General features: G+C 66.0%; 22 protein-coding genes. 10 read left to right on the forward strand and 12 right to left on the reverse strand.

Translation table 11 applies throughout. The features are described 5' to 3' along the window. Nucleotides 1-35: 35 nt before the first annotated feature. From argF to NKT36_RS08120, 9 genes are all read right to left on the reverse strand, one after another. Nucleotides 36-1,019, reverse strand: coding sequence for an ornithine carbamoyltransferase (gene argF / locus NKT36_RS08080; protein WP_407652159.1), 984 nt, complete (start codon nucleotides 1,017-1,019; stop codon nucleotides 36-38). Then, nucleotides 1,016-2,125 (reverse strand): [LysW]-lysine hydrolase, encoded by a 1,110-nt coding sequence (locus tag NKT36_RS08085; protein WP_327050537.1) that lies wholly within the window; start codon nucleotides 2,123-2,125, stop codon nucleotides 1,016-1,018. Before NKT36_RS08085 ends, argF begins: the two co-directional genes overlap by 4 nt. Further along, nucleotides 2,122-3,255, reverse strand: coding sequence for an aspartate aminotransferase family protein (locus NKT36_RS08090; RefSeq protein WP_327050538.1), 1,134 nt, complete (start codon nucleotides 3,253-3,255; stop codon nucleotides 2,122-2,124). The genes NKT36_RS08085 and NKT36_RS08090 overlap by 4 nt, the downstream gene beginning before the upstream one ends. Beyond that, complete coding sequence (locus NKT36_RS08095) at nucleotides 3,252-4,316, reverse strand: acetylglutamate/acetylaminoadipate kinase (protein ID WP_407652160.1); 1,065 nt, start codon at nucleotides 4,314-4,316, stop codon at nucleotides 3,252-3,254. Before NKT36_RS08095 ends, NKT36_RS08090 begins: the two co-directional genes overlap by 4 nt. Further along, a complete protein-coding gene (gene argC / locus NKT36_RS08100) occupies nucleotides 4,313-5,389 on the reverse strand; it encodes an N-acetyl-gamma-glutamyl-phosphate reductase (protein WP_327050539.1) in 1,077 nt (358 codons plus the stop codon). Before argC ends, NKT36_RS08095 begins: the two co-directional genes overlap by 4 nt. Beyond that, nucleotides 5,389-6,249: a lysine biosynthesis protein LysX gene (gene lysX, locus NKT36_RS08105; RefSeq protein WP_327050540.1), complete on the reverse strand. Its 861-nt coding sequence runs from the start codon at nucleotides 6,247-6,249 to the stop codon at nucleotides 5,389-5,391. Before lysX ends, argC begins: the two co-directional genes overlap by 1 nt. Before the next feature lies 1 nt (nucleotide 6,250). Next, nucleotides 6,251-6,415 carry a lysine biosynthesis protein LysW gene (gene lysW / locus NKT36_RS08110; protein ID WP_327050541.1) on the reverse strand — a complete coding sequence of 55 codons (165 nt, stop codon included), beginning with the start codon at nucleotides 6,413-6,415 and terminating at the stop codon, nucleotides 6,251-6,253. A 149-nt stretch (nucleotides 6,416-6,564) separates the two neighbouring features. Continuing rightward, on the reverse strand, nucleotides 6,565-8,010 hold the full coding sequence (gene argH / locus NKT36_RS08115) for an argininosuccinate lyase (RefSeq protein ID WP_327050542.1): 1,446 nt from the start codon (nucleotides 8,008-8,010) through the stop codon (nucleotides 6,565-6,567). Continuing rightward, nucleotides 8,003-9,232, reverse strand: a complete 1,230-nt coding sequence (locus NKT36_RS08120; RefSeq protein WP_327050543.1) for an argininosuccinate synthase — start codon at nucleotides 9,230-9,232, stop codon at nucleotides 8,003-8,005. The genes argH and NKT36_RS08120 overlap by 8 nt, the downstream gene beginning before the upstream one ends. 391 nt (nucleotides 9,233-9,623) lie before the next feature. Between NKT36_RS08120 and NKT36_RS08125 the strand changes: the two genes are divergently transcribed. Next, on the forward strand, nucleotides 9,624-10,121 hold the full coding sequence (locus NKT36_RS08125; protein ID WP_327050544.1) for a 2'-5' RNA ligase family protein: 498 nt from the start codon (nucleotides 9,624-9,626) through the stop codon (nucleotides 10,119-10,121). Between the two features lie 15 nt (nucleotides 10,122-10,136). On the opposite strand, the gene NKT36_RS08130 is transcribed toward NKT36_RS08125, so the two are convergent. Together NKT36_RS08130 and NKT36_RS08135 are read right to left on the reverse strand one after the other, a co-directional pair. Further along, nucleotides 10,137-12,296, reverse strand: a complete 2,160-nt coding sequence (locus NKT36_RS08130; protein ID WP_407652212.1) for an ATP-dependent DNA helicase — start codon at nucleotides 12,294-12,296, stop codon at nucleotides 10,137-10,139. 159 nt (nucleotides 12,297-12,455) lie between these two features. Continuing rightward, nucleotides 12,456-13,424 carry a cation diffusion facilitator family transporter gene (locus tag NKT36_RS08135; RefSeq protein WP_327050545.1) on the reverse strand — a complete coding sequence of 323 codons (969 nt, stop codon included), beginning with the start codon at nucleotides 13,422-13,424 and terminating at the stop codon, nucleotides 12,456-12,458. A 77-nt stretch (nucleotides 13,425-13,501) separates the two neighbouring features. Between NKT36_RS08135 and NKT36_RS08140 the strand changes: the two genes are divergently transcribed. Beyond that, on the forward strand, nucleotides 13,502-14,011 hold the full coding sequence (locus NKT36_RS08140) for a metallophosphoesterase (protein ID WP_327050546.1): 510 nt from the start codon (nucleotides 13,502-13,504) through the stop codon (nucleotides 14,009-14,011). Nucleotides 14,012-14,363: 352 nt separating this feature from the next. Here the strand turns inward: NKT36_RS08140 and NKT36_RS08145 are convergent, their stop codons facing one another. Further along, nucleotides 14,364-15,044: an ArsR/SmtB family transcription factor gene (locus tag NKT36_RS08145; protein WP_327050547.1), complete on the reverse strand. Its 681-nt coding sequence runs from the start codon at nucleotides 15,042-15,044 to the stop codon at nucleotides 14,364-14,366. Between the two features lie 281 nt (nucleotides 15,045-15,325). Between NKT36_RS08145 and NKT36_RS08150 the strand changes: the two genes are divergently transcribed. The 8 genes from NKT36_RS08150 to NKT36_RS08185 all read left to right on the forward strand — a co-directional run bounded on the left by NKT36_RS08150 (nucleotide 15,326) and on the right by NKT36_RS08185 (nucleotide 21,975). Next, nucleotides 15,326-17,422, forward strand: coding sequence for a minichromosome maintenance protein MCM (locus tag NKT36_RS08150; RefSeq protein ID WP_327050548.1), 2,097 nt, complete (start codon nucleotides 15,326-15,328; stop codon nucleotides 17,420-17,422). Nucleotides 17,423-18,254: 832 nt separating this feature from the next. Beyond that, nucleotides 18,255-18,437, forward strand: a complete 183-nt coding sequence (locus tag NKT36_RS08155; RefSeq protein ID WP_327050549.1) for a hypothetical protein — start codon at nucleotides 18,255-18,257, stop codon at nucleotides 18,435-18,437. 839 nt (nucleotides 18,438-19,276) lie between these two features. Continuing rightward, on the forward strand, nucleotides 19,277-19,636 hold the full coding sequence (locus NKT36_RS08160) for a helix-hairpin-helix domain-containing protein (protein WP_327050550.1): 360 nt from the start codon (nucleotides 19,277-19,279) through the stop codon (nucleotides 19,634-19,636). A 3-nt stretch (nucleotides 19,637-19,639) separates the two neighbouring features. Beyond that, the gene (locus tag NKT36_RS08165; RefSeq protein WP_327050551.1) at nucleotides 19,640-20,038 is read left to right on the forward strand and encodes a hypothetical protein; all 399 of its coding nucleotides are present in this window, start codon (nucleotides 19,640-19,642) and stop codon (nucleotides 20,036-20,038) included. Beyond that, on the forward strand, nucleotides 20,035-20,388 hold the full coding sequence (locus NKT36_RS08170; protein ID WP_327050552.1) for a hypothetical protein: 354 nt from the start codon (nucleotides 20,035-20,037) through the stop codon (nucleotides 20,386-20,388). Before NKT36_RS08165 ends, NKT36_RS08170 begins: the two co-directional genes overlap by 4 nt. Then, nucleotides 20,375-20,719, forward strand: a complete 345-nt coding sequence (locus tag NKT36_RS08175; protein WP_327050553.1) for a hypothetical protein — start codon at nucleotides 20,375-20,377, stop codon at nucleotides 20,717-20,719. Before NKT36_RS08170 ends, NKT36_RS08175 begins: the two co-directional genes overlap by 14 nt. Nucleotides 20,720-20,741: 22 nt before the next feature. After that, nucleotides 20,742-21,152: a hypothetical protein gene (locus NKT36_RS08180; RefSeq protein ID WP_327050554.1), complete on the forward strand. Its 411-nt coding sequence runs from the start codon at nucleotides 20,742-20,744 to the stop codon at nucleotides 21,150-21,152. A 391-nt stretch (nucleotides 21,153-21,543) separates the two neighbouring features. Then, a complete protein-coding gene (locus tag NKT36_RS08185; RefSeq protein ID WP_327050555.1) occupies nucleotides 21,544-21,975 on the forward strand; it encodes a hypothetical protein in 432 nt (143 codons plus the stop codon). The last annotated feature ends 258 nt before the right edge of the window (nucleotides 21,976-22,233 follow it).

The following is a 22,233-nucleotide window of genomic DNA, read 5'->3' on the forward strand; positions in this document are numbered from 1 at the left end:
GGTCGGGAGCGTCGACAGGAGCAGGAGGACGCCGATCAGCCGTCGAGCAGCGAGCCGGTCGCGTCTGCCAGGTGCGCGAGCAGCGCCTTCTGGACGTGGAGGCGGTTCTCGGCCTGCTGCCAGGCGAGCGAGCGGTCGCTCTCCAGCACCTCGCCGGTGATCTCCTCGCCGCGGTGGGCGGGGAGGCAGTGCATCGCCGCCGCGTCGGGGGCGTGGTCGAGCAGGTCGGCGTTCAGCTGGAACCCCTCGAAGGCCGCCAGCTTCTCCTCGCGCTCGTCCTCCTCACCCATGCTGATCCAGACGTCGGTGTAGACGGCGTCGGCGCCCTCGACCGCCGACGCGGGGTCGTGGACGACCGTCGGGGCGGGGCCGCGCTCGGCGGCGCGGTCGAGCGCGTCCGCGGCGGGTTCGTATCCCTCCGGCGTCGCCATCGTGACGTCGACGCCCATCGTCGCCGCGGCGACGGCGAACGACGTGGCGACGTTGTTGCCGTCGCCGACCCAGGTGACCGAGAGGTCGTCGAGGTCGCCGAACGCCTGGCGGAGCGAGAGCAGGTCGGCGAGCGCCTGGCAGGGGTGGGCGGCGTCCGAGAGGGCGTTGATGACCGGGACCGACGCGTGCTCGGCCATGGTCTCCAGCGCGCCGTGGTCGAACACCCGTGCGACGACGAAGTCGTTGTAGCTCGACAGCACGCGGGCGGTGTCCGAGACGGGTTCGCCGCGGTCGAGGTGGGTGTCGTTCGGACCGAGGAAGACGGCGTGGCCGCCGAGGTGGGTCATCCCCGTCTCGAAGGAGACGCGCGTCCGGGTGCTCGGCTTCTCGAACAGCATCGCCATCGTCGACTCCGGCAGCACCGCGTGGGGTTCGCCCTCGTCGACCGCTCGTTCGAGCACTCGTGCGACGTCGAGGACGACCTCGATGTCGTCCTCGCTCAGGTCGTCGACGGTCAGGACGTGCTGTGGCGCGTCGTCGGTCTGCGGCCGCGTGGTCGATGTCATGGCGTGGTCTTTCGTGGTCATTCGTCGTCCTCCAGGCAGGTCGTTGCGACCCGTTCGAGCACCGCGATGGCGCGGTCGTACTCGGACAGGGCGAGGCGTTCGTCGGGCGCGTGGTCGAGCGCGGAGTCGCCGGGACCGTACGTGGCGACGGGGCAGTCCCAGGCGTCGGCGTAGAGATTGGCGTCGCTCGTCCCCGTCTTCCGGAGCAGCCCCGGGTCGCCGTCCTCGGCGCGGATGGCGACGCGGAAGGCCCGCGCGAGGTCCGTCCGGGGGCTGGACAGCGTCGGCGGCAGGGGGTCACCCCACGAGATGCTGCCGGCGTCGAGGTGCTCCTCGGCCGTCGCGCGTATCTCCCCGGCGGTCGTCCCCGGCGGGATGCGGAACTGCACGTCGACGGTCGCCGTCGTCGCGAAGCCGTCCTCGGTGAGGCCGCCGTCGAAGGAGACGGGCTTCACCGTCACCGACTCGAAGACGGCCCCCTCGTCGGGGGCGGCGAACGCCGCCTTCACGTCCGCGAGCCACGCCGTCGCCAGTTCGACGGCGTTGGGGTCGGGCCGCGAGGAGTGGACGGAGTCGACGTCGACCGCGTAGGTGCCCGCGAGGTAACCGCGGTAGCCGAGCGCCAGAGCGTCCCAGCCGCTGGGTTCGCCGTTGACGACGGCGTCGGGTTCCGCGCGGTCCTCGACGAGGAAGTGTGCGCCGCGGGAGGTGGTCTCCTCGCCGACGACGCCGGCGAAGCTGGCTCCCGTCTCGACGGCCGCGACGGCCATCGCTGCGAGCGGCCCCTTGGCGTCGACGCTGCCGCGCCCCCAGAGCACCTCGGCGGTGTCGCCGTCGTAGTCCGTCTCCGAGACGTCGGCCTCCTCGACGCGGACCGGAATCTCGCCGGGGACGGTGTCGACGTGGGACGTGAGCAGCACGCCGTCGTCGCCGGGCGCGCGGACGTTGCCGACGTCGTCGAGCCAGACCTCGCGGCCGTGGGACTCGAAGAAGTCGACGAGGCGCTCGGCGCACGCCCGCTCGTCGCCGGAGACCGACGGCGTGTCGACCAGGTCGACGAGCAGGTCGCGGGCGGCCGCCGAAGTGACGTCCACGGCGCTCTTCGTCGCCGCGTCGCTGGCGCTCATCCGCCACCTCCCAGCACGTCGGTCAGCGCGTCGACCACCCTGTCGACGTGTTCGCGCTCGACAGTGAGCGGCGGGAGGAAGCGCAGCGTCGTCCGGCCGGCCGGCAGCGCGAGCACCTGGTGGTCGAGCGCGAGCTGCTTCAGCACGTGGTTCGCGCCGCGTTTCACCTCGACGCCGACCATGAGGCCCTCGCCGCGGACCTCGCGCGCCGACAGGTCGGCCGCGCGCAGTTCCGACCGGAAGTACGCGCCCAGTTCCGCGGCGTGCGCGGGGAGGTCCTCCTCGACGAGGACGGACAGCGTCGCCTCGGCGGCGGCGCTGACGACCGGCCCGCCACTGAACGTCGACCCGTGCGGGCCGGCGTCCTCGGCGATCCAGTCGGCGACCAGCGTCGCGCCCATCGGAAGGCCGCTCGCCAGCCCCTTCGCGGTCGTCAGCACGTCCGGGACGACGCCGGCGGACTCGCAGGCCCACAGGCTCCCCGTCCGGCCGAGCCCGGTCTGTATCTCGTCGAGGACGAAGGCAGCGCCCGCGTCGGCGGTCACCTCGCGGGCCGCCTGGAGGTAGCCCTCCGGCGCGGGGTGGATGCCGCCCTCGCCCTGCACGGGTTCGAGGACGAGCGCCGCGGTCTCCTCGTCGACGGCCTCGGTGAGCGCGTCCTCGTCGCCGTACGCGACGAACTCCACGTCGTCGACGAGCGGTTCGAACGGCTTGCGGTACTTCGACTTCCACGTCGCCGACAGCGCGCCCATGGTGCGCCCGTGGAACCCGCGCTTGGCGGCGACGACCTTCGAGCGCCCGGTGGCGCTCCGGGCGAACTTCAGCGCCGCCTCGTTCGCCTCGGTGCCGGAGTTGCAGAGCCAGACGTTGTCGACGTCGCCGGGCGCGACGGCGGCCAGCTTCTCGTAGACGGCGTCGCGCGCGCCGTTGCCGTAGGACGCCTGGACGTACAGCAGGTCGGCGGCCTGCTCCTGCACCGCCGCAACGACCTCGGGGTGGCAGTGGCCGACCGGCGTCACCGCGTAGCTCGCGCCGAAGTCGAGGTACTCGGTGCCGGCGTCGTCGTAGACGTACGGCCCCTCGCCGCGCTCGATCTGGATGGGCTTCTCGGAGAAGACGAATCCGCTCACGGCGCGTCACCCCCGAGCGCGCCCGGTTCGAAGTGCGTGCCGTGGCCGTCGTACGCCGCGGTCACCGGGTCGCGGTTGTTCGCGTCGGCGACGACGACGGACGCGGCACCGCCGGACAGCGCCTCGGTCGCCGCCATCACCTTCTTCGTCATGAACCCCTCGGCGGCGTCCTCGACGGCCGCCATCTCGGCGGGCGTCGTCACCCGCTCGACGAGCGTCGACTCGTCGTCGGGGTCCTCGAGGACGCCGGGCACGTCGGTCAGGACGACCAGGTCCGCGCCGAGTGCGCCGGCCACCGCGGCCGCGGCCCGGTCGGCGTCGGCGTTGACGGGGAGCACGTCCCCGTCGTCGTCGGCCAGCATCGGCACCGTCACGACCGGCGTGTAGCCCGCGTCCAGCAGGACGCCGAGCAGGTCGTCGTTCACGTCGGTTATCTTGCCGGAGTGGTCGCCGCGGCGGATCTTCTTCCGGCCGTCCTCGACGACCCTGACGGCGGACTTGCGCGGCCCCGTCAGGAGGCCGCCGTCGACGCCCGAGAGACCGACCGCGCGGACGCCCTCGTCCTGGAGCGCGGCCGTCAGGTCGGTGTTGAGCTTGCCGGGCAGCACCATCTCGAAGACGTCCATCGTCGTCTCGTCGGTGAACCGGCCGACGACGCCGCCGGGCGTCTCGACGTACTCCGGGTCCTCGCCGAGGGCCTCGAGGTGGTCGTCGACCGCGGTCGACCCGCCGTGGACGACCACGACGTCCTTGCCGGTCGCGGTCAGGTGTGCCACGTCGGCCAGCGCGCCGGCGGGGTCGACCGCCCGCGCGCCGCCGATCTTCACCACGATTGGCGCGTCGTCGGCGTCGTCGTCGACGACCTCTCCGCCGTCAGCGTAGAGCAGGTCGCTGGCGGCCTCCTCGCCGTCGGCGAAGAGTCGGTCGCTGGCGGCCTCCTCGCCGTCGGCGAAGAGTCGGTCGCTGGCGGCCTCCTCGCCGTCAGCGTAGAGCAGGTCGTCGGCGACCGTCTCGCCGCCGGCGTCGATGAGGTCCTCGTGGGAGGGCGAGTCGTCGGTCATGGGCTTCCCACCGGGTGGAGACCCGAGAACTCCAGGCCGGCCGTCTCCTCCAGGCCGAGCGCGACGTTGGCGGCGTGGACCGCCTGCCCGGCCGAGCCCTTCATCAGGTTGTCGATGGCGCTGAACACGACCACGCGCTCGTTGCCGGGGTCGAGTTCGAACCCGACCTCGGCGTTGTTCGTGCCGGCGACCGCCTTCGGTTCGGGGTAGCGGTAGACGCCGCTGCCGCCCGCGACGAGGCGGACGAACGGTTCGTCCTCGTACGCCTCGCGGTACGCCGTCCAGAGGTCGCCCTTCGAGACGGGCGAGTCGGGGAAGACGTGGCTCGTCGCGGACGCGCCGCGGACCATGTCCACCGCGTGTGCGGTGAACGAGACCGACGTGTCGAGGATGGCCTCGATCTCGGCCTCGTGGCGGTGGCCGGTCGGCGCGTACGGGCGGACGACGCCCGAGCGCTCGGCGTGGCTGGACGCCTTGCTCGCGCTCGCGCCGCCCTCCGAGGAGCCGACCTTCACGTCGACGACGACCTGTTCGCCGCCGTCGAGGACGCCCGCGTCGAACAGCGGCGCCAGGCCGAGGATGGCGGCGGTGGCGTTGCAACCGCCGGCCGCTATCAGGTCGGCGCTGGGCAGGTCCTCGCGGAACAGCTCCGGCAGCGCGTAGACGGCGTCGTCGAGGTACTCGGGGCAGACGTGCCCGTCGTACCACTCGTCGTACTCCGCCTCGGTGTCGAGGCGGAAGTCCGCGCTCAGGTCGACCACGGTGTCGGCGGCCGCCTGGAACGCGTCGACCTGCTCCATCGAGACGCCGTGGGGCGTCGCGGCGAACAGCACGTCGACGGACTCCAGGTCGCCGGGGTCGGAAAAGCGCAGGCCCGCGCCGCGGAGGTTCGGGTGGACCGACCCGACCGTCTTGTTCGCGTACTCGCGGCTGGTCGCCTGCGCCACGTCGACGTTCGGGTGGCCGACGAGCAGGCGGAGCAGTTCCCCGCCAGTGAAGCCGCTCGCACCGACGACGCCCGCGGTAAGCGTCTCGGCGTCCGCCGCCTCGTCGTGGTCGGTAGCGGTGGCCATCAGGCGGGCACCTCCTGGGGCACCTTCGTCTCCAGCCAGTCGACGACCGCAGCGGGCACGTCGACGTCGACCGCGTCGTCGAGCGCCTTGAACTCGACCGTGTGGTTGACCTCGTGGACGGTGTAGGAGTCACCAGTTTCCATCAGGTCGACCCCGAGCAGGCCGCCGCCGACCGCGTCGCTGGCGCGCTCGACGAGCGCTTTGGCCTCGTCGTCGAGGTCGAAGGCGTCGGTCTCGGCGCCCTTCGCGGCGTTCGTCAGCCAGTGGTCCGAGGAGCGGACCATCGCCGCGACGGGGTCGCCGTCGACGGCGACCACGCGGATGTCACGGCCCGGCTTCTCGACGAACTCCTGGACGTAGAACACCTTGTGCTCGTAGTGGCCCAGGGTGGCCTTGTGCTCCAGGACGGCCTCGGCCGCGCTCCTGCTGTCGATCTTGGCCATCAGCCGGCCCCACGACCCGATGACGGGCTTGAGCACGCAGGGGTAGCCGAAGTCCTCGATGCTCTCCATGGCGGCCTCCTTGGTGAACGCGACGTCGGTGTTCGGCGTCGGGACGCCCGCCTCCTCCAGCGCCAGGCTGTTGCGGACCTTGTCGGCGCACACCTCGGCGGTGTCGGGCGCGTTGACGACCGGGATGCCGTACGACTCACAGAACCGCGTGGCGTACAGGCTCCGGCTCGTCGCCAGACAGCGGTCGAGGACGAGGTCGACGTCCTCGAACGTCTCGGGCGCGTGCGCGACGTTGAATTGCTGTTTGCGCACGTCGATCTTCGTCACCTCGTGCCCGCGGTCGCGCAGTTCCGCGAGCAGCAACTTCTCGTCCTTGCGGATCCGGGAGTAGAGCAGTCCAATCTGCAACTTACTCCCCCCAGTCCTCTTCGAGCTCCGGGGCTCGGTCGAGGACCGGCGGGTTGACGTCGACGACTTCGAGCTCGACACCGCAGGTGGGACAGTCGACGATCTCTCCAGCTTCGGGATTCTCGTGCAGGGTCACGTCCGCCCCGCACTCGACGCATTCTGCCATTGTAGCTCACTCTATCCGACCATCGGACATAAATCCATCGTTATTAATTATGAAAGAAAAGGACAGACTGCCGTCTAAGCGCGTGAAAAGGCCGATACAGCGTCCGGATTCAGCGACGAACAGTGCCCCCTCGCGGGGGTCGTGGTCGGTCAGGCATACTCGTTCACCTCCGACTGGAGCGTCTCGCGGGCCGCCGCGAGCGATTCGTGCGCCGCCTCGACGGCCTCGCGGTCGGCGTCGAGGGCGTCCGCGGCGGCCGCGAGCTGGTCGGCCATCGCCTCGGGGGCGGGGCCGCCGGCCGAGTCGCGGCTGGCGACGCTCTCGGCGGGGTCCAGCGCCGCCTCGACCGCCGCGCGGTCGACGTAGGCGTCGAGCGGGTCGCCGAGCACCGACTCCGCCGCCGCGTCGAGGGCGTCGTAGTCCGCGCCCGACTCCGCCGCCGTCGCAACCATCTCGTGGGCCGTCCGGAACGGCACGCCGTGGCTGGCGAGCAGGTCCGCGACGCCGGTCGCGGTCGTGAACCCCTCGCCCGCGGCCGCGGCCAGTTCCGACTCGTTCCACGTCGCCGTGGCGACCGCGCCGCCCGCGACGTCGGCCGCGTCCGTCGCGGCGTCGACCGCGTCCCAGGCGTGGGGCGTCGCGCGCTGCAGGTCGCGGTTGTACGCCCGGGGGAGCCCCTTCAGCGTCGTCAGCAGGCCCGAGAGGCCGGCGTGGGCGTCGCCTGCGACGGCGCGCGCCAGTTCCAGCGTGTCGGGGTTCTTCTTCTGGGGCATGATCGAGGACGTCGAGGCGTAGTCGTCGTCGAGTTCGACGAAGCCGCGGTTCGAGTAGACGACCAGGTCCTCGGCGAGCCCCGAGACGGTGGTCGCCAGGCCCGCCAGCGCGGCGACGGACTCGAACAGGAAGTCGCGCGCCGACACCGCGTCGGTCGCGTTGGCGAGCACGCCGTCGAAGCCGAGCAGGTCGGCGACGCGCTCGCGGTCCACGTCGAACGGCGTGCCGGCGAACGCCGCCGCGCCGAGCGGCGACCGGTTCGTCCGCTCGTAGGCGTCCAGCAGGCGCGCCGTGTCCCGTGCCAGCGCGCGCTCGTAGGAGAGCAGGAAGTGCCCGACCGTCGTCGGCTGGGCGGGTTGCAGGTGGGTGTAGCCGGGCGCGAGCGTCTCGGCGTGCTCCTCGGCGCGGGCGACCAGCGCCTCGCGCAGCGCCAGCGTCGCCTCGATTGCGTCGAGCAGGTCCTCGCGCAGGCGGTAGCGGATGCAGGTCGCCACCTCGTCGTTGCGACTGCGGGCGGTGTGCATGCGACCGCCGTCCGGGCCGACCTCCTCGACGACCGCCGTCTCGATGGCGGCGTGGACGTCCTCGCCGTCCGGCAGGGCCTCGTGGCCGTTCACCTCGACGACGCTCAGCGCGGTGAGTATCTCGCTCGCCGTCTCGTCGTCGACGATGCCCTGCTCGGCGAGCATCACGACGTGCGCGCGGTCGACGGCGACGTCGGCTTCGAAGATGCGCTCGTCCGCGGCGAGCGACGAGAGGAACTCCCGGGCGGGGCCGCCCGAGAAGCGCTCCCGCCGGACGACGTCCTCGCCGTCACTCATCCGTCTCGCCGCCGTCGGTGGCGAGCGCGGCCTCCTTCTCCGCGGCGGCGTCCGCCACCTCGTTCGCCAGGCGGGCCTGGAAGCCGTGGTACTTCGCCACGCCCGTCGCGTCCGCCTGCTCGATGCCCTGGACCGTCTCGGTGTTGAACGACGCGGCGTCCTCGGAGTAGACCGCGTACTCGCTCTCGCGGGCGACCGGACGGGCCTGCCCGCCGTCGAACTTCACCGTCACCGTGCCCGTCACCTTCGTCTGGGTCGCGTCGACGAACCCTTCGAGGGCGTCCATCAGCGGGTGGGCGAGCAGCCCCTCGTAGGCCTTCTCCGACCACTGCTGTTCGACCTGCTGCTTGAAGCTGCGCTCCTCCTTCGTCAGGACGAGGCCTTCGAGCGCCTCGTGGGCCGCGAGCAGCGTCGTCGCGGCAGGGTGCTCGTAGTTCTCGCGCACCTTCAGGCCGAGCATGCGGTCCTCCATCATGTCCGTGCGGCCGACGCCGTGCGCGCCAGCGAGTTCGTTGAGTGCCTCGATTAGCTCGACCGGCTCCATCGCCTCGCCGTCGACGGCGACGGGGTAGCCCTGCTCGAACTCGATCTCGACGAGTTCGGTGTCGCCGCCCGGGGCGTCCGTCCACTCGTAGATGTTCTCCGGCGGGACGTAGCCCGGGTCCTCCAGTTGGCCGCCCTCGATGGAGCGACTCCAGAGGTTGGTGTCGATGCTCCAGACGCCCTCGTTACCGCCCTCGACGGGCAGGTCGTGGTCGTCGGCGTACTCCATCTCCCACTCGCGGGTGAGCCCGAGTTCGCGCACGGGAGCGATGACGTCGAGGTCCGAGCCGCGCCAGACCGCCTCGAAGCGGAGCTGGTCGTTGCCCTTGCCGGTGCAGCCGTGTGCGAGCGCGTCGCAGCCGTGCTCCTGGGCGACGTCGAGGATGGCCTCGGCGATGACGGGGCGCGCGAGCGCGGTGCCGAGGGGGTAGCCCTGGTAGTCGGCGTTCGCCGTCACGGAGTCGAGACAGACCTCGGCGAACTCCGCCTTCGCGTCCACGACGTAGTGGTCCAGATCGAGCGTCTCCGCCGTCTCCGCCGCTTCGTCGAACTCCGCGTCAGGCTGACCGACGTCGACCGTGACGCCGATGACTTCGTCGTATCCGTACTCCTCTTCGAGGAGCGGGACGCATACTGTCGTGTCGAGACCGCCCGAGAAGGCGAGTGCAACGGTTTCCATGTACGACACCACAGTAGCTACGACGCCTTAAATTCTTCCCTGAATTTTTAGAAATAAAATGGCAAACTGGACTAACGACAATTTGTTCGCTTGTGAGTTCGTGATGAACGAACGCCGGGACGAGGGTGAATTGTAATTATGGGGCTAGCGGAGCCCCGGTCGTCGTCGCGGCGCGGAGGAAGAGACGGACCGGTCGCTGGTCGCAGGGGCGACCATCGCGACGGCGGTCCTCGTCATCGTTCACCTGTTCTGCGTCACTCGATATAAAGGCTTTCGGCCGGGCAACGTTTGCCAGCAGCTCGTGGGGCCCGGCGGTCGTCGTCGCGACGCGCGGACCGTCACGTCCGGCATCGCTGGTCTGATACCCCTCTGGCTCCTCGACGGAGGTAGCGTGTACAGCCTCAACGTCCCCGTCCCGGGCGCGGTCGAGCGCATCGCCAGCGACCTCCACCCCGACCTCGTCGCGTTCGACAGCGTCCGCGAGCGCCACACCCTCGTCTGCAAGCGACTCGGCGACGGCAGCGTCGCCCGACTCCAGACGCAGGTCCGGACCGCGCTCGCCGACACGCCGGCGTTCGAGGCTCGCGTCGCCGGCGTCGACTACTTCGAGCGCCCAGCACGTGGCGACGGCCCCGTCTTCTACCTCGCCGTCGAGAGCCCGGGGCTGCGCGACTGCCACCGCCGGCTGTGTTCGACGTTCGACCCCGTCGACGACATCGAGGGCGACGACTACGTCCCCCACGTCACGCTCGCGCGCGGCGGTAGCGTCGACGCGGCCCGGCGGCTGGCCGAACGCGAGGTCGACCCCGTGACCTGGACGGTGTCGCGGCTCGTCCTCTGGGACGCGACCTACGAGGAGCCAGCCGCCGAGTTCCGGCTGCCGGCCTGACTCGAATCTCCCGGTTCAGGGCGTCGGCGGGTCGCCGTCCCAGGCGTCCTGGTCGGTGTAGAAGTTGAGCATCGCGAACTTCAGCTTCTCCGGCGCGATGTCGATCATCTCCTCGCGCTCCTCCGGCGGGAACGTCTCGCGGACGCTGTACTTGCCCATGTCGGCGACGCTCGCGCCAGTGTACCGCTCGTCGAACAGCACGCGAACGCCGAAGTCGTCCGGCGCGCGGATGACGCGACCGAGCGCCTGCCGCGTCTTCCGGATGGTGGGAATCTCGACGGCGTACTCCCAGCCGGAGTCGTGGCCCGAGCGGTCGGCGAACGCGCGGTCGTAGGCGTCCTGGACCGCCTCCGAGCGGTCGTCGAGGTGGGGGTAGGGGACGCCGACGACGACCACGGTCCGGGCGTCGTCGCCGTCGAAGCTGACCCCCTCGGCCAGGGTGCCCCACAGCGAGGTGAACAGGACGGCGTCGTCGTCCGCGGTGAACTCCTCGCGCAGTTCCTTCGCGGACGTCCCCGCCTCGTCGAAGTAGAGCGTCGCGTCGAGCGACGACTCGACCATGTCGCGGTACCGCTCGGCCTCGCCGTAGCTCGGGAAGAAGACGAGCGCGTTGCCGGCCGTGAACCGCACCGCGTCCCGCAGCGCGTCCGCGATGCGCTGCTGGGTCTCGGGGTTCGAACGCTCGCTGGCGAACAGCGCGGGCGACTCGACGGCGAACGTGCGCCGGTTCGCCTCGGGGAACTGGAGGCCGTACGCCAGCGTCACCGGGTCCGAGAGCCCGAGTACGTCCGCGAGGACGTCGAACGGCCGTAGCGTCGCGCTCATGAGGACGGTCGCGTACACCTCGTCGAAGAGCTCCGCCGTCACCTCACGGGGGATGCAGGTGTACAGCTCTGCACGGCCGTACACCTCGTCGGTGCCCTCGTCGCGGCGCACCGAGACCACGGGGTACTGGCCGAGTTCGCCGCCCTCGTCCATGAACGACTGGACGAATCGCGCCGCGTGGAGCGTCTGGCACTCCCGGCGGGTCGTCGCATCGCCCTCGCGGTAGGCCTCCTCGTACTGCTCGTCGAGGTCGCGCCCGAGCGCCAGCGCGTCCTCCAGTTCGCCGCCGAACCCCGGCCCGGTGTACTCCTGGAGGAAGTTCAGCGTGAGGTCGTCGCGCCTGTTCTCGTTGGCGATGGAGACGTCCTGCCAGTTCTCGCCGACCTGCTCGCGGTCGCCGAAGCCGAAGGAGTCCTCGTAGGTCGTTCGCAGCGCGCGCTGGAACGCGGCGAGGACGTTGAACCCGGCCTCGCTGCGGTGGTCGTCGCTCTCCTGCAGTTCGTCGAGCGCGCTGTCGACCGTGTTCTCCGTGAGCGTCCGGGTAGCGTGCTCGCGGGCGACCCCCTCGACGTTGTGCGCCTCGTCGAAGATGGTGATGACGTCCTCGGGGTCGCGGCCCAGCCACCGGAAGAACTGCTCGCGGATGACGGGGTCGAGCAGGTGGTGGTAGTTGCAGACGACGAGATCGACCCCCTCCATGCCGTCCTTCAGCAGTTCGTAGCCACAGAGACCGTGCGCCTCGGCGTACTCGTAGACGTCGTCGGGCATCCGGACGTCGTCGTAGAGCCACTGGTAGAACTCGTCGGTGTCCGCCGTGAGGTTCTCGTAGTAGTACTCGCAGACGTTGGCGTCCTCCTGCTCCTCGATCTCCGCCTCGACGCGTTCGAGTTCGTCCATGACGGCGCTGCGGGCCTCGGCGGCCTCGTCGTCGCCCGCCTGGGCCTGTTCGAGCAGTTCCTCCTGGCGCCGTTCGAGTTCCCGCCTGTCGCGCTCGGAGTCGACGACCTCGTAGGTGCTGTCCCGAAGCACCTGGCACTCCTGATAGTCGACGTCGACGTGGCACATCGACCCCTTGCCGCGGAAGACGACGGCGCGCAAGGGTTCCTGCTCGTTGATGGCGCGCGCCTCGCGGACGAACTGGCGCATCTGCTGGTGGACGTTGGTCGTGATGACGACCGTCTTGTCCTCCTCGCGGGCGTACTCCAGCGCCGGCACGAGCGACGAGAGCGTCTTGCCGGTGCCGCAGGCGCCCTCGAAGACCACGTCCTGACCACGGGTGAGCCCGTTGTAGATGCGGTCCATCGCGTCGCCCTGGTTCTGGTAGGGCTCGTCGTAGGGGAAGAACCGCATGTACTCGTTCGTGGTCGACACGATACGTGATAGGCGGCCGGTGCGTCAAAAACCCTTGCCTGTCCGGGCGCTGACCCGTCTGGCGGTCGGCGTGGCGTTCGACCGTCGAAACGAGCCATCACCAGAACAACAGCTTGACGCCGAGAGGGCGAACGCAGGTCAGGTCGTCGACTCCGGGACCGTCTCCCGCAGTTCCGGTTCGAGGTAGACCTTCTTGACCTGCTCGTTCAACGTCACCATCTCGTCCTCGATGTCGGTGATGCGGTCGTCCATCTCGCCGGTGTCCAGCGAGGGGTCGAAGGCGACGTCCGCGCCGACGATGACGCGGTCCGGCCCGAAGTACACCGTCCGGAAGTCGACGACGTCGGTGACCTCCTCGCGACCGGCCAGCATCGCACGCAGTTCGTCCTCCTCGTTCCGGGGGAGGCTCTCGCCGAGCAGCAGGCGCTTGTTCTCCCACGCGAGCGCGACGGCGAAGCCCATCAGCATCAGGCCGATCAACAGCGCAGCCACCGCGTCGTACATCGGATTGCCGGTCACGCGCGAGAGGTACACGCCGACGAGCGCGATGCCCGCGCCGGAGAGTGCGATGGTGTCCTCGGTGAGCGCGGTCAGCGTCGTCACGTCGCTGGTCTTGCGGAAGGCCTCCCGGAACCCGCTCCAGTCGCGGCGTCGTATCTCCGCGCTCATAGCGTCGTACGCCTTCTTGAACGCGTAGCTCTCGAAGAGGATGGCACCGATGAGCACCGCGTAGTTGACGAAGACCGGGTCGAAGGTGAGCCCGAGCAGCGTCACGTCGCCGAGGTGCTCGGTGTGCGGGTTCGTCAGCGCCTGGTAGCCGTGCTTCGCGCTCTCCCAGCCGGCGATGCCGAAGAGCAGGACGCTCACCAGGAAGCTGTAGAAGAACTGCGCCTTGCCGTACCCGAAGGGATGGCCGCGGGTCGGTTCCCGCTTGCCGTACCGGATACCGATGAGGAGAAACACCTGATTGCCGGTGTCGGAGATGGAGTGATACGTCTCCGAGAGCATCGCCGCGCTCCCCGTGAGCAGGAAGCCGGCGAACTTCAGCACGGCGATGGCCCCGTTGGCGAACAGGGCCGCGAGAACGACGGACTTGCTCTCTGCCATTACGCAGACGACTACGCGCAGGGGGCAAAGATGTTGCGACGGAAAAACTCTCGGCGGTGGGGTTCCTACGTCCGCCCGTGATCACAGTCGTCTCCGACACCCACAGCACGTCCGGCCACGAACTGTCCGGGCGGACCCTCGACGCGGTCCGCGAGGCCGACCTCGTCGTCCACGCCGGCGACTTCACCACCGAGGCGGCGCTCGACGCGTTCGAGGCCGCGAGCGAGCGTCTGGTCGCCGTCAGCGGGAACAACGCCACGGACGGGGTCGAGGACCGACTACCGGGTGCCCGGTCGTTCGAGGTGAACGGGGTCCGGTTCGCGCTCACCCACAGACAGGACGGCGGCAGCGTGGGACTGGAGCTGTTCGGACGCGAGCGCGACGCTGACGTCGTCGTGTTCGGACACTCCCACCGCCACATGGTCAGGGACACCGGGGAGGTGACGCTGCTGAATCCGGGCAGTCACGCCCGACCGCGAGGGAACCTCCCGACGCACGTCGAACTGCAGCCCGACGGCGACGGGCTCGAGGGGCAGGTCCACACCAGGGACGGGGCGCTCGTCGAGGAGTTCCGCATCGAGAAGTAGGAGAGCGGTCGCAGCCGGGCGACGGCTGGAGTGGGGACGGGGAAGACTGGAGGAGAGCAGTGGAGGGCTGAAGCGGGTTTCAGGGGCGGAGGTACGCGACGGGTCGAGCGATCGATGGTGGACGGTGTGGCGCGGGAGTCGGGGGTGTGGAGGGCAGACGCGGCGGGTTCCGTGTCGACGGGGAGCGGCCGTCAGGGCCTGTGTGAGAGTCGGCGGAGAGCCGGCGTCAGCGGAATGGGGCATGTGGGGGAGAGCCGACGTCAGTGGGGTGGAGGGCCGAAGCGGGCGGCCACACTCTACCCTACGAACGACTGTATCAAGTAGGCTGCGTAAGCACAAAAACGCGTTTTAGTTACCGGTTCCGCACGTACCACCAGGCCGCGCCGAGCGCGAGCACCAGCGCGCCGCCGGCGAAGAAGAGCAGGCCCGGCGGCAGCGAACTGAACAGGGCGTCGGCGGCCCCGTCGGCGGCCTGCGCGGTCGTGGTGGTCGTCTCGGCGTCGGTGGACATGATGCCCACCTGGCCGCCGTCCGCGCCGCCGGCGTCGCCCGCGTCCGTCGCCGCCTCCGTCTCGGGACCCAGCGCGAGCAGGCCCGCGTCGAAAGCGTACTGGACCGCGGCGCTGACGGCACCGAGGAGCACGGCGATGCCGAGCACGCGCGAGAGGGCGTCCTTGAGTCCGGTCGTCTCCTCCTCGCGGCCCGCGAAGAGGACGAGCGGCTGGTCGGTCGGCGCGTACACCGTCATCTCGCGCCCCTTCTCGGAGTAGACGGTGTCGACCGACTCGACGAGGTCGGCCTCTTCGAGATTGCCGAGGTGGTACTGGACGTTCTGGAGGGAGGTGTCGACCCGGTCGGAGAGCTGCGACGGGGTGGCGGGGTCGTCGTGGAGTTCCGACAGGAGGGTCCGTGCCGTCCCCGAGGAGAGGGCACCGAGCAGGTCGTCGGCGTCCTCGCTGTCGACGCCGAGGACGCGCGGGTTGCCGTCCTGCGTCGGGTCGGCGTCCGAACTGGAGGGCAGCAGGTCAGCCATGCGCGAACATATACGACCGCTGTTCAATCAACGTTTCTACTGACACGTGTGGATAACGTTACGACGACACTAGTAAGATGTCTGTTATTTCCACGGGCGCTGAACTGGTGCACGACGCGAGCGTCCTCGTGGATCCGTCGCGGGCCCGCGTTCGTCGCGCCGGAGGAGGGTTCCAGCCCGCAATCGGAGCCACACCGCCGACGACGTGGCGCGCGCCGGCGAGAACGAACCGCGGGATTTTTGCGAAACTTCTTACGTAATCGAGCACCAAGGTGGACTGAATGGCCCGCGCCGAGAACACGGAACTCGTCGACCGGTTCGAGCAGTTCTACCGGCGCTACTACAGCGACGAGATCGGGGAGCTCGCCCAGCAGTACCCCAACGAGAAGCGGTCGCTGTACATCGACTGGGACGACCTCTATCGCTACGACGCCGACCTGGCGGACGACTACATCGCCCAGCCACAGCAGCACCAGGAGTACGCCCAGGAGGCGCTGCGCCTCTACGACCTCCCGGTGGACGTGAGCCTCGGGCAGGCCCACGTCCGGATGCGCGGCCTGCCGGAGACGACCGACATCCGCGCCATCCGCGCGCGGCACGTGAACACGCTCGTCAGCGTGCAGGGCATCGTCCGCAAGGCGACGAGCGTCCGTCCGAAGATACAGGAGGCGGCGTTCGAGTGTCAGCGGTGCGGGACGCTCACCTACATCCCCCAGGAGGGCGGCGACTTCCAGGAGCCCCACGAGTGCCAGGGCTGCGAGCGACAGGGACCGTTCCGCATCAACTTCGACCAGTCGGAGTTCATCGACTCCCAGAAGCTCCGCGTCCAGGAGAGCCCGGAGGGGCTGCGCGGCGGCGAGACGCCCGAGAGCATCGACGTCCACATCGAGGACGACATCACCGGCGAGGTGACGCCGGGCGACCACGTCACCGTGACGGGCGAACTCCACCTCGAACAGCAGGGCAGCGGCCAGGAGAAGTCCGCCGTCTTCGACGTGTACATGGACGGCGTCTCGGTCGAGATCGAGGACGAGGAGTTCGAGGACATGGAGATCACCGACGAGGACAAACAGGAGATAATGGAGCTCTCCAACGAGGACGGCATCTACGAGAAGATGGTCGACTCCATCGCGCCGTCCATCTACGGCTACCGCCAGGAGAAGCTGGCGATGATCCTCCAGCTGTTCTCCGGCGTGACGAAACACCTCCCGGACGGCTCGCGCATCCGCGGGGACCTCCACATGCTCCTCATCGGCGACCCGGGTACCGGTAAGTCCGCGATGCTGCAGTACATCCGCAACATCGCGCCGCGGTCGGTGTACACCTCCGGCAAGGGTTCCAGTTCGGCCGGTCTGACCGCGGCGGCCGTCCGCGACGACTTCGGCGACGGCCAGCAGTGGACGCTGGAGGCCGGCGCGCTCGTGCTCGCCGACAAGGGCATCGCCGCGGTGGACGAGCTCGACAAGATGCGCCCCGAGGACCGCAGTGCGATGCACGAGGCGCTCGAACAGCAGTCCATCAGCGTCAGCAAGGCCGGCATCAACGCGACGCTGAAGTCGCGCTGTTCGCTGCTCGGCGCGGCGAACCCGAAGTACGGCCGGTTCGACCAGTACGAGCCCATCGCCGAGCAGATCGAGCTCGAACCGGCGCTCATCTCCCGGTTCGACCTCATCTTCACGGTCACCGACCAGCCGAACGAGGAGGACGACCGCCACCTCGCCGAGCACATCCTCCAGACGAACTTCGCGGGCGAGCTGAACACCCAGCGGACGGAGATGAGTGCGCCGAACGTCTCCGCGGAGGACGTCGACGAGCAGACCGAGGAGGTGGCGCCGGAGATCGAGGCAGACCTCCTGCGGAAGTACATCGCCTACGCGAAGGCGAACGTCTATCCGACGATGACCGAGGAGGCCAAGCAGGCCATCGAGGACTTCTACGTCGACTTGCGCTCGAAAGGCCAGGACGACGACGCTCCCGTGCCCGTCACGGCCCGGAAGCTGGAGGGGCTGGTCCGGCTCTCGGAGGCGAGCGCGCGCGTCCGCCTCTCGGACACCGTCGAGCGCGAGGACGCCGAGCGCGTCATCGACATCGTCCGGTCGACCCTGCAGGACATCGGCGTCGACCCCGAGACGGGGCAGTTCGACGCCGACGTGGTCGAGACGGGGACGTCGAAGTCCCAGCGCGACCGCATCAAGAACATCAAACAGCTCATCGCCGACATCGAGGAGGAGTACGACGAGGGCGCGCCGATCGACGTGGTGCTCGACCGTGCGGACGAGATCGGCATGGACGCCTCGAAGGCCGAACACGAGATCGAGAAGCTCAAACAGAAGGGCGAGGTGTACGAACCCTCGACCGACCACCTGAGGACGACGTAGATGGACCGCATCTAATGCAGAGCGTATAGATTCAGTTTATATCGGTGGGACGATACAGCCCCTCCTCCTCGCACGCCGACGACGAGGCACGCGCGCGTGAGTAAGCTTAATAACCCCTCAGTATCATGAGTGAGACAATGCCAGACCTTCCGGTGCAGTCGGAGGTCAGCTCTTCCCTGGAGCGCCGCGTCCACCAGCAGAGTGGGCGCGGCATAGTTGAATAAGGGCGGGTCATCAAAGACGGGCAACACCCCCCCAGATAAGTTTCTCGGTTGGGCCCAAAGTCGGATTCTCGTAATTGGGCTGTTCACCCACCTCTATACCCTACTATCGTCCGTTTTAGCGACTATTGTCGCACCCGGACTTTGCCATCCTTTAAGTCAAATAGTCAGGTTGAATTACACTTTCGGCCTTTATATGTGTATCCTGCTTTGGGACGCTTGGGTTTTCCCGGTAATCCGGCAATGGAGCCCACAACACGTTGTTCTCGTAGTCATTATTCTCCTCCTCAGCTACCTCCTCGGTCACGATGTCGTGGAACTATTCTTTAGCGCGCTTCTGGGAACATGCATCAGCCTTCTGATTGAAGGCAAATAGCATACCGTATCTCGCCGCATATCTTCCGATACTCTTGGTTTCCCTCCCGACGCATTATTGTCAATAAACTAACCTTATGCTAGTCACGCCCCTTTATTCAATCGAAGATGATTGCGGAAGAACAGCTTCAGAGCGCATCGGTCGAACAAGCAACGCTCCACGAATTCACCGGATGTGATGGGTGCGAGCGCCCGCTTCCGTGCTTCGAGTGCTACCGCGAGGGCAAGTGGCCGCTATGCTGAGCGAGGAGCGCGTGAAACGAGCCATCATCCGGCTCGACAGTTCGCGGGAAGGTCGCCTGGCACGGGAAGAAATCGAGGAGGGCGTCTCCATGCGAGAGGTCATGCACAGTTACGACCTGAGCTTCCAGCAGATTGAGGACCTGCGCGTGGTCCAGCGGGCTCTCCGAGAGTGCTAGCTCTTGATTCCTTTATAAGCAAGTATTTTCCTGGTCGTCGATTACGAGGGCTTGAGAGGTTCTACCGCCGGACCTTGCAGCATAATGGGTGTGTGCGCGAGTATATGGGGAGTAATCACGTTCGGCTTGGCTTCTACTGGTTCAATCTCAGCAATCGGGTCTATATGGAGGTCTATTGTGAGAGAGGAGAGGCCGTTCTCCACGAGTCGAGATTGGGACTCTATCGTTAGCATAGCTGTGCGAGAATGCCCGCACTTGCCGCCCGTGCAGGGGCCCGTCGATTGCCTGCGCGCTCAGTTTGCGCCATGGCTTGCTCCTCACAGCCGCGAGACGTACTGGCAGTAGGCGCTGGTAGGAGTGCTGTGCGACAATAAGCAATGAGTGCAACCCTGATTCGAATTGCTCCTCAGAAGCCAGTGAGGGAATATCCCCTCGACTAGCTCAACTCATCCATCATGAGCGATTGCGACCGCAATGGCCGCCGAGGTGTAATCGAGCCCGATATTGAGTGCACGCCTCGGACTCAAGGGCGCTCTATGAAGCGCAGACTGAGCAGATGGAATGAAAAGCACAGGGCCCTCGTGCAGTCGGTGAGAACTCAGGGAACGTCCCGAATTACATCTGGGGCCTATGGTTCTCATTCCGTTTATTTCTATGAGTGTTAAAGTGATAAAAGATGTGCAGAATCCATGAAAAAGAGCCTCGGATTTTGGCCGAAGAGAGAAGAATATTCTGAGTTAGTGATTCTGCTCCCGGAATCCGATTCTGATTTGGCACTTGTTTTCATCAAATTCTGCACAGGTTTTATTCATTTAACTGCGCTATGAAGAAATGCAGCAATGAAGCTCACACAGCTCAAGGGCGTTGGCCCTGAGAAGGCCGAGAAGCTCCGCGACGCGGGCTTCAACATGGTCGAGGATATCGCAGTGGCAAATATCAACGTTCTAGATGAGGTTTCCGGTGTTGATGCGAAGAAAATTCTGATGGAGGCGCACCGCCTCGCTCCGGAGTATAAGGACAGGCAGACAAAGCAGAATATCAAGCGTCCCTATATCTGTAGAGATTGCGGATATCGGTCTCCTACCAAGGCCGGGCTCACTCGCCATCAACAAGAAGGGGATGATGAGTGCATCTACAAGAATTGGGGGCGGTCTCGGGATAGTCGCGAGAAGAAGGCGAAGTACGCCAGGGGCTACTAACTCATGAGTGACGATATCGATAATCTGGATGAGTGGGAGCCGGAGGAAATGCGGCAGAGTGCGGCAGAGTGGAAGGATGAAGGCTGGGACGAATTAGCGGAGAATCTGATGGCGAAGGCCAACCAGGTCGAGGAACTGCAAGAATCTCGCACGGAGACCTCTGAGAAGGAAACGACGGAAATTGAGGAGCTTCGTGAACAGGCTGAGCATCTTGAAGAATTGGGATGGGACACGCAGGCTGAGGAAGTTCGGGCAGCGATTCACGACGCCACTGATGAGAGTGAGGAATCTGAAACTGAAGAGTTAGAATCTCTCAAAGAGCAGGCCGAGCATCTTGACGCACTTGGATGGGAGGATGCAGCGGAAGAGGTTCGTGCAGAGATTGACGAACTCCGAGAATGAAGTCATACGTCATTCCAGGCATCACGAAACGTGAGTACACTAGCCTCAATGTGGAGGGCTTTAGAACCGTTCAGGACGTCGGTGAGGCGGAGTCATGGCAGGAGATTGCCGATGCTCTCCCTGAAGGAGCAAGAGAACGAGAACGGTCTGAACTCGTATATCGGCGGGGTCAGGACCTTCACGAGATACTCCAAGAGGCTGAACGGGAAGTTGAGGAGTTTGACGAATCCGGTGCCATGAAGGAGCGCGTGAAAATAGAACGCGTAGGGGTCCGATTACTAGACGAAGGCTGGGAGGAGGCAGCCTGTTACCTATTCGGGAAAGCGGAGGCCACCGATGGAACTGATTGACCTGCCCTCTCTCGCCGAGCAGGACGTGAGTGTGCTGATGGAAGAGGGATATAACTCGCTTGGCGCACTTGTCGCCGCAGAGCCCGCTATCATGGCTGGCCGGACACACCTGTCAGTCGGAGAGGCAGTGGACATCCGAGAAGATGCGGCGCAACTGCTGAGTGACGGCTACGATATCATGCAGGAACACGGGGTCGATGCTGAAGGCTCGATGTCGACCGAGCAGTTGGAGCTATTCGAGGACGAGCTTCGGGCTCGAGGATGGGAGAGTGCCGCGGATAGAGTACGGGCTGAAATCGAATCTCGAAATGGTCCGCAAGTGAAGTTCTGAAATGCTCACGGACCTTCCGAGCGTGGACGACGAGGACGCAGTCGCTCTCAAAGAAGCCGGCTATGGGGATTTCACTGATATTGTGAGAGCAGAGGCCGAGACGTTCGTTGAAGAGGCCCCATTCCCGCCACAGAAGGCCGCAACCATCGGAATCGAGGCCCGAGAGTACTATGAGGACATCGTGTATCTGCGAGATCTCTACCAGGACTCGGACAGGCTGGAGTCGTTTCCCGCTGATTTGAACGGGATGCAGTCTCAGAGCCCGATGCGACCACAACAGGACGAGACAGAAGATATACCGAGCGCTAAAGAGATGCGGCAGTGGATGTTCTGGCTATATGCGAACGACTGGGAGGATGCAGCCCTCCGATTGCAGGCCGAGCTTGATGCCTATTACGACTATTCGATGAGCAAGTCCATCACGGCGCTCTAACGACTGCCGGTCTCATATTGACGACCCGCCTGATTGGCTGTGCACGGACTGGAGCGACTGTTCAGCGGGCTCCTCATCCAACCATGCTGAATCGCTCACCTCGACCTGACCGAGCGCATAGAGACGACTCCACCGTGCGCCCCATGAGACTCCCAATATCGCATTTCAGAGTCTGAGAGGCCGAAAAATACGAGTCGTTGATTCCACCTATCCGTAGACGGTTTACTAATGATTTTGAGGAATAGAAAGCCTGAGATGGCTATTAGGGGCCTAGGGAAATATATTAAATACCCAGAATCTAGATTTGCCTCTCTTTCTACTATAGGAGAGAATCACCCTCACGAGCGTTTGCAGTCAATCCTTAAGATATTCCAGCATGAATTAAAGATAAATGGAGAGCACTGAGCTAACATTATACGGCCATAATAGGGAAGGAATCATATCCATCATGGGTGACATCTTAGATGATTGCCGGGAACAAGGGGTGGAATTTGATGGGCCAATCACACCACCAACGGTCAAGACGGCAGAAGCTGAGGAATACTATGAAGACCGAAAAGAAGAGATCGACGTCCCAGATTGGATAAGAGACGTAGAATTAGACGAAGACATTCTAGCTGCACTGGGGGACTCACAGCAAACAATCCATGCCCGAATTATACGAATCTACGGCAATTCCAGCATCGTGAAAGAGACCGCTTTCCGTGAGCCTCCGGCTGGAGTTTCTATAGAAATTCACATAGACATACAAACAGGCTATAGTGCAGGCAGTAGTCCCCCGTATACCTACGACCCAAGTAAAGATCACGTCACAGACATTTGATAAAGGTTCTAAACTGCTGACTTTGCTACGGCTGATGTCCTCAACGTACTCTAATGTCAAGTGAGGTAATGGGGAGAAGAGCCATGTGCCACCACGGCTCTGATTACTGTTTGGGTAGACTACAGAACCAGAAATAGACACTCATATTGCAGTAGAAGTCCTATGAACCGGTTTAATCGAGTATCAGCACAAGGCATTAAGGGTGCAAGCGATTATCAATTCTCATGAGTTCGCATTGGTCGAGCATTGGCGTAAAAC

The organism is Halomicrococcus gelatinilyticus (assembly GCA_024227995.1).
In the GTDB taxonomy this organism is placed as follows: Archaea; Halobacteriota; Halobacteria; order Halobacteriales; family Haladaptataceae; genus Halomicrococcus; species Halomicrococcus gelatinilyticus.

What these genes read in the sequence shown, in the direction of transcription:
- argF (WP_407652159.1), bottom strand. Translation starts at nt 1,019, where the DNA reads ATGACCACGAAAGACCACGCCATGACATCGACCACGCGGCCGCAGACC.
- NKT36_RS08085 (WP_327050537.1), bottom strand. Translation starts at nt 2,125, where the DNA reads ATGAGCGCCAGCGACGCGGCGACGAAGAGCGCCGTGGACGTCACTTCG.
- NKT36_RS08095 (WP_407652160.1), bottom strand. Translation starts at nt 4,316, where the DNA reads ATGACCGACGACTCGCCCTCCCACGAGGACCTCATCGACGCCGGCGGC.
- argC (WP_327050539.1), bottom strand. Translation starts at nt 5,389, where the DNA reads ATGGCCACCGCTACCGACCACGACGAGGCGGCGGACGCCGAGACGCTT.
- lysW (WP_327050541.1), bottom strand. Translation starts at nt 6,415, where the DNA reads ATGGCAGAATGCGTCGAGTGCGGGGCGGACGTGACCCTGCACGAGAAT.
- argH (WP_327050542.1), bottom strand. Translation starts at nt 8,010, where the DNA reads ATGAGTGACGGCGAGGACGTCGTCCGGCGGGAGCGCTTCTCGGGCGGC.
- NKT36_RS08120 (WP_327050543.1), bottom strand. Translation starts at nt 9,232, where the DNA reads ATGGAAACCGTTGCACTCGCCTTCTCGGGCGGTCTCGACACGACAGTA.
- NKT36_RS08130 (WP_407652212.1), bottom strand. Translation starts at nt 12,296, where the DNA reads ATGCGGTTCTTCCCCTACGACGAGCCCTACCAGAACCAGGGCGACGCG.
- NKT36_RS08135 (WP_327050545.1), bottom strand. Translation starts at nt 13,424, where the DNA reads ATGGCAGAGAGCAAGTCCGTCGTTCTCGCGGCCCTGTTCGCCAACGGG.
- NKT36_RS08145 (WP_327050547.1), bottom strand. Translation starts at nt 15,044, where the DNA reads ATGGCTGACCTGCTGCCCTCCAGTTCGGACGCCGACCCGACGCAGGAC.
- NKT36_RS08150 (WP_327050548.1), top strand. Translation starts at nt 15,326, where the DNA reads ATGGCCCGCGCCGAGAACACGGAACTCGTCGACCGGTTCGAGCAGTTC.
- NKT36_RS08155 (WP_327050549.1), top strand. Translation starts at nt 18,255, where the DNA reads ATGCTGAGCGAGGAGCGCGTGAAACGAGCCATCATCCGGCTCGACAGT.
- NKT36_RS08160 (WP_327050550.1), top strand. Translation starts at nt 19,277, where the DNA reads ATGAAGCTCACACAGCTCAAGGGCGTTGGCCCTGAGAAGGCCGAGAAG.
- NKT36_RS08165 (WP_327050551.1), top strand. Translation starts at nt 19,640, where the DNA reads ATGAGTGACGATATCGATAATCTGGATGAGTGGGAGCCGGAGGAAATG.
- NKT36_RS08170 (WP_327050552.1), top strand. Translation starts at nt 20,035, where the DNA reads ATGAAGTCATACGTCATTCCAGGCATCACGAAACGTGAGTACACTAGC.
- NKT36_RS08175 (WP_327050553.1), top strand. Translation starts at nt 20,375, where the DNA reads ATGGAACTGATTGACCTGCCCTCTCTCGCCGAGCAGGACGTGAGTGTG.
- NKT36_RS08185 (WP_327050555.1), top strand. Translation starts at nt 21,544, where the DNA reads ATGGAGAGCACTGAGCTAACATTATACGGCCATAATAGGGAAGGAATC.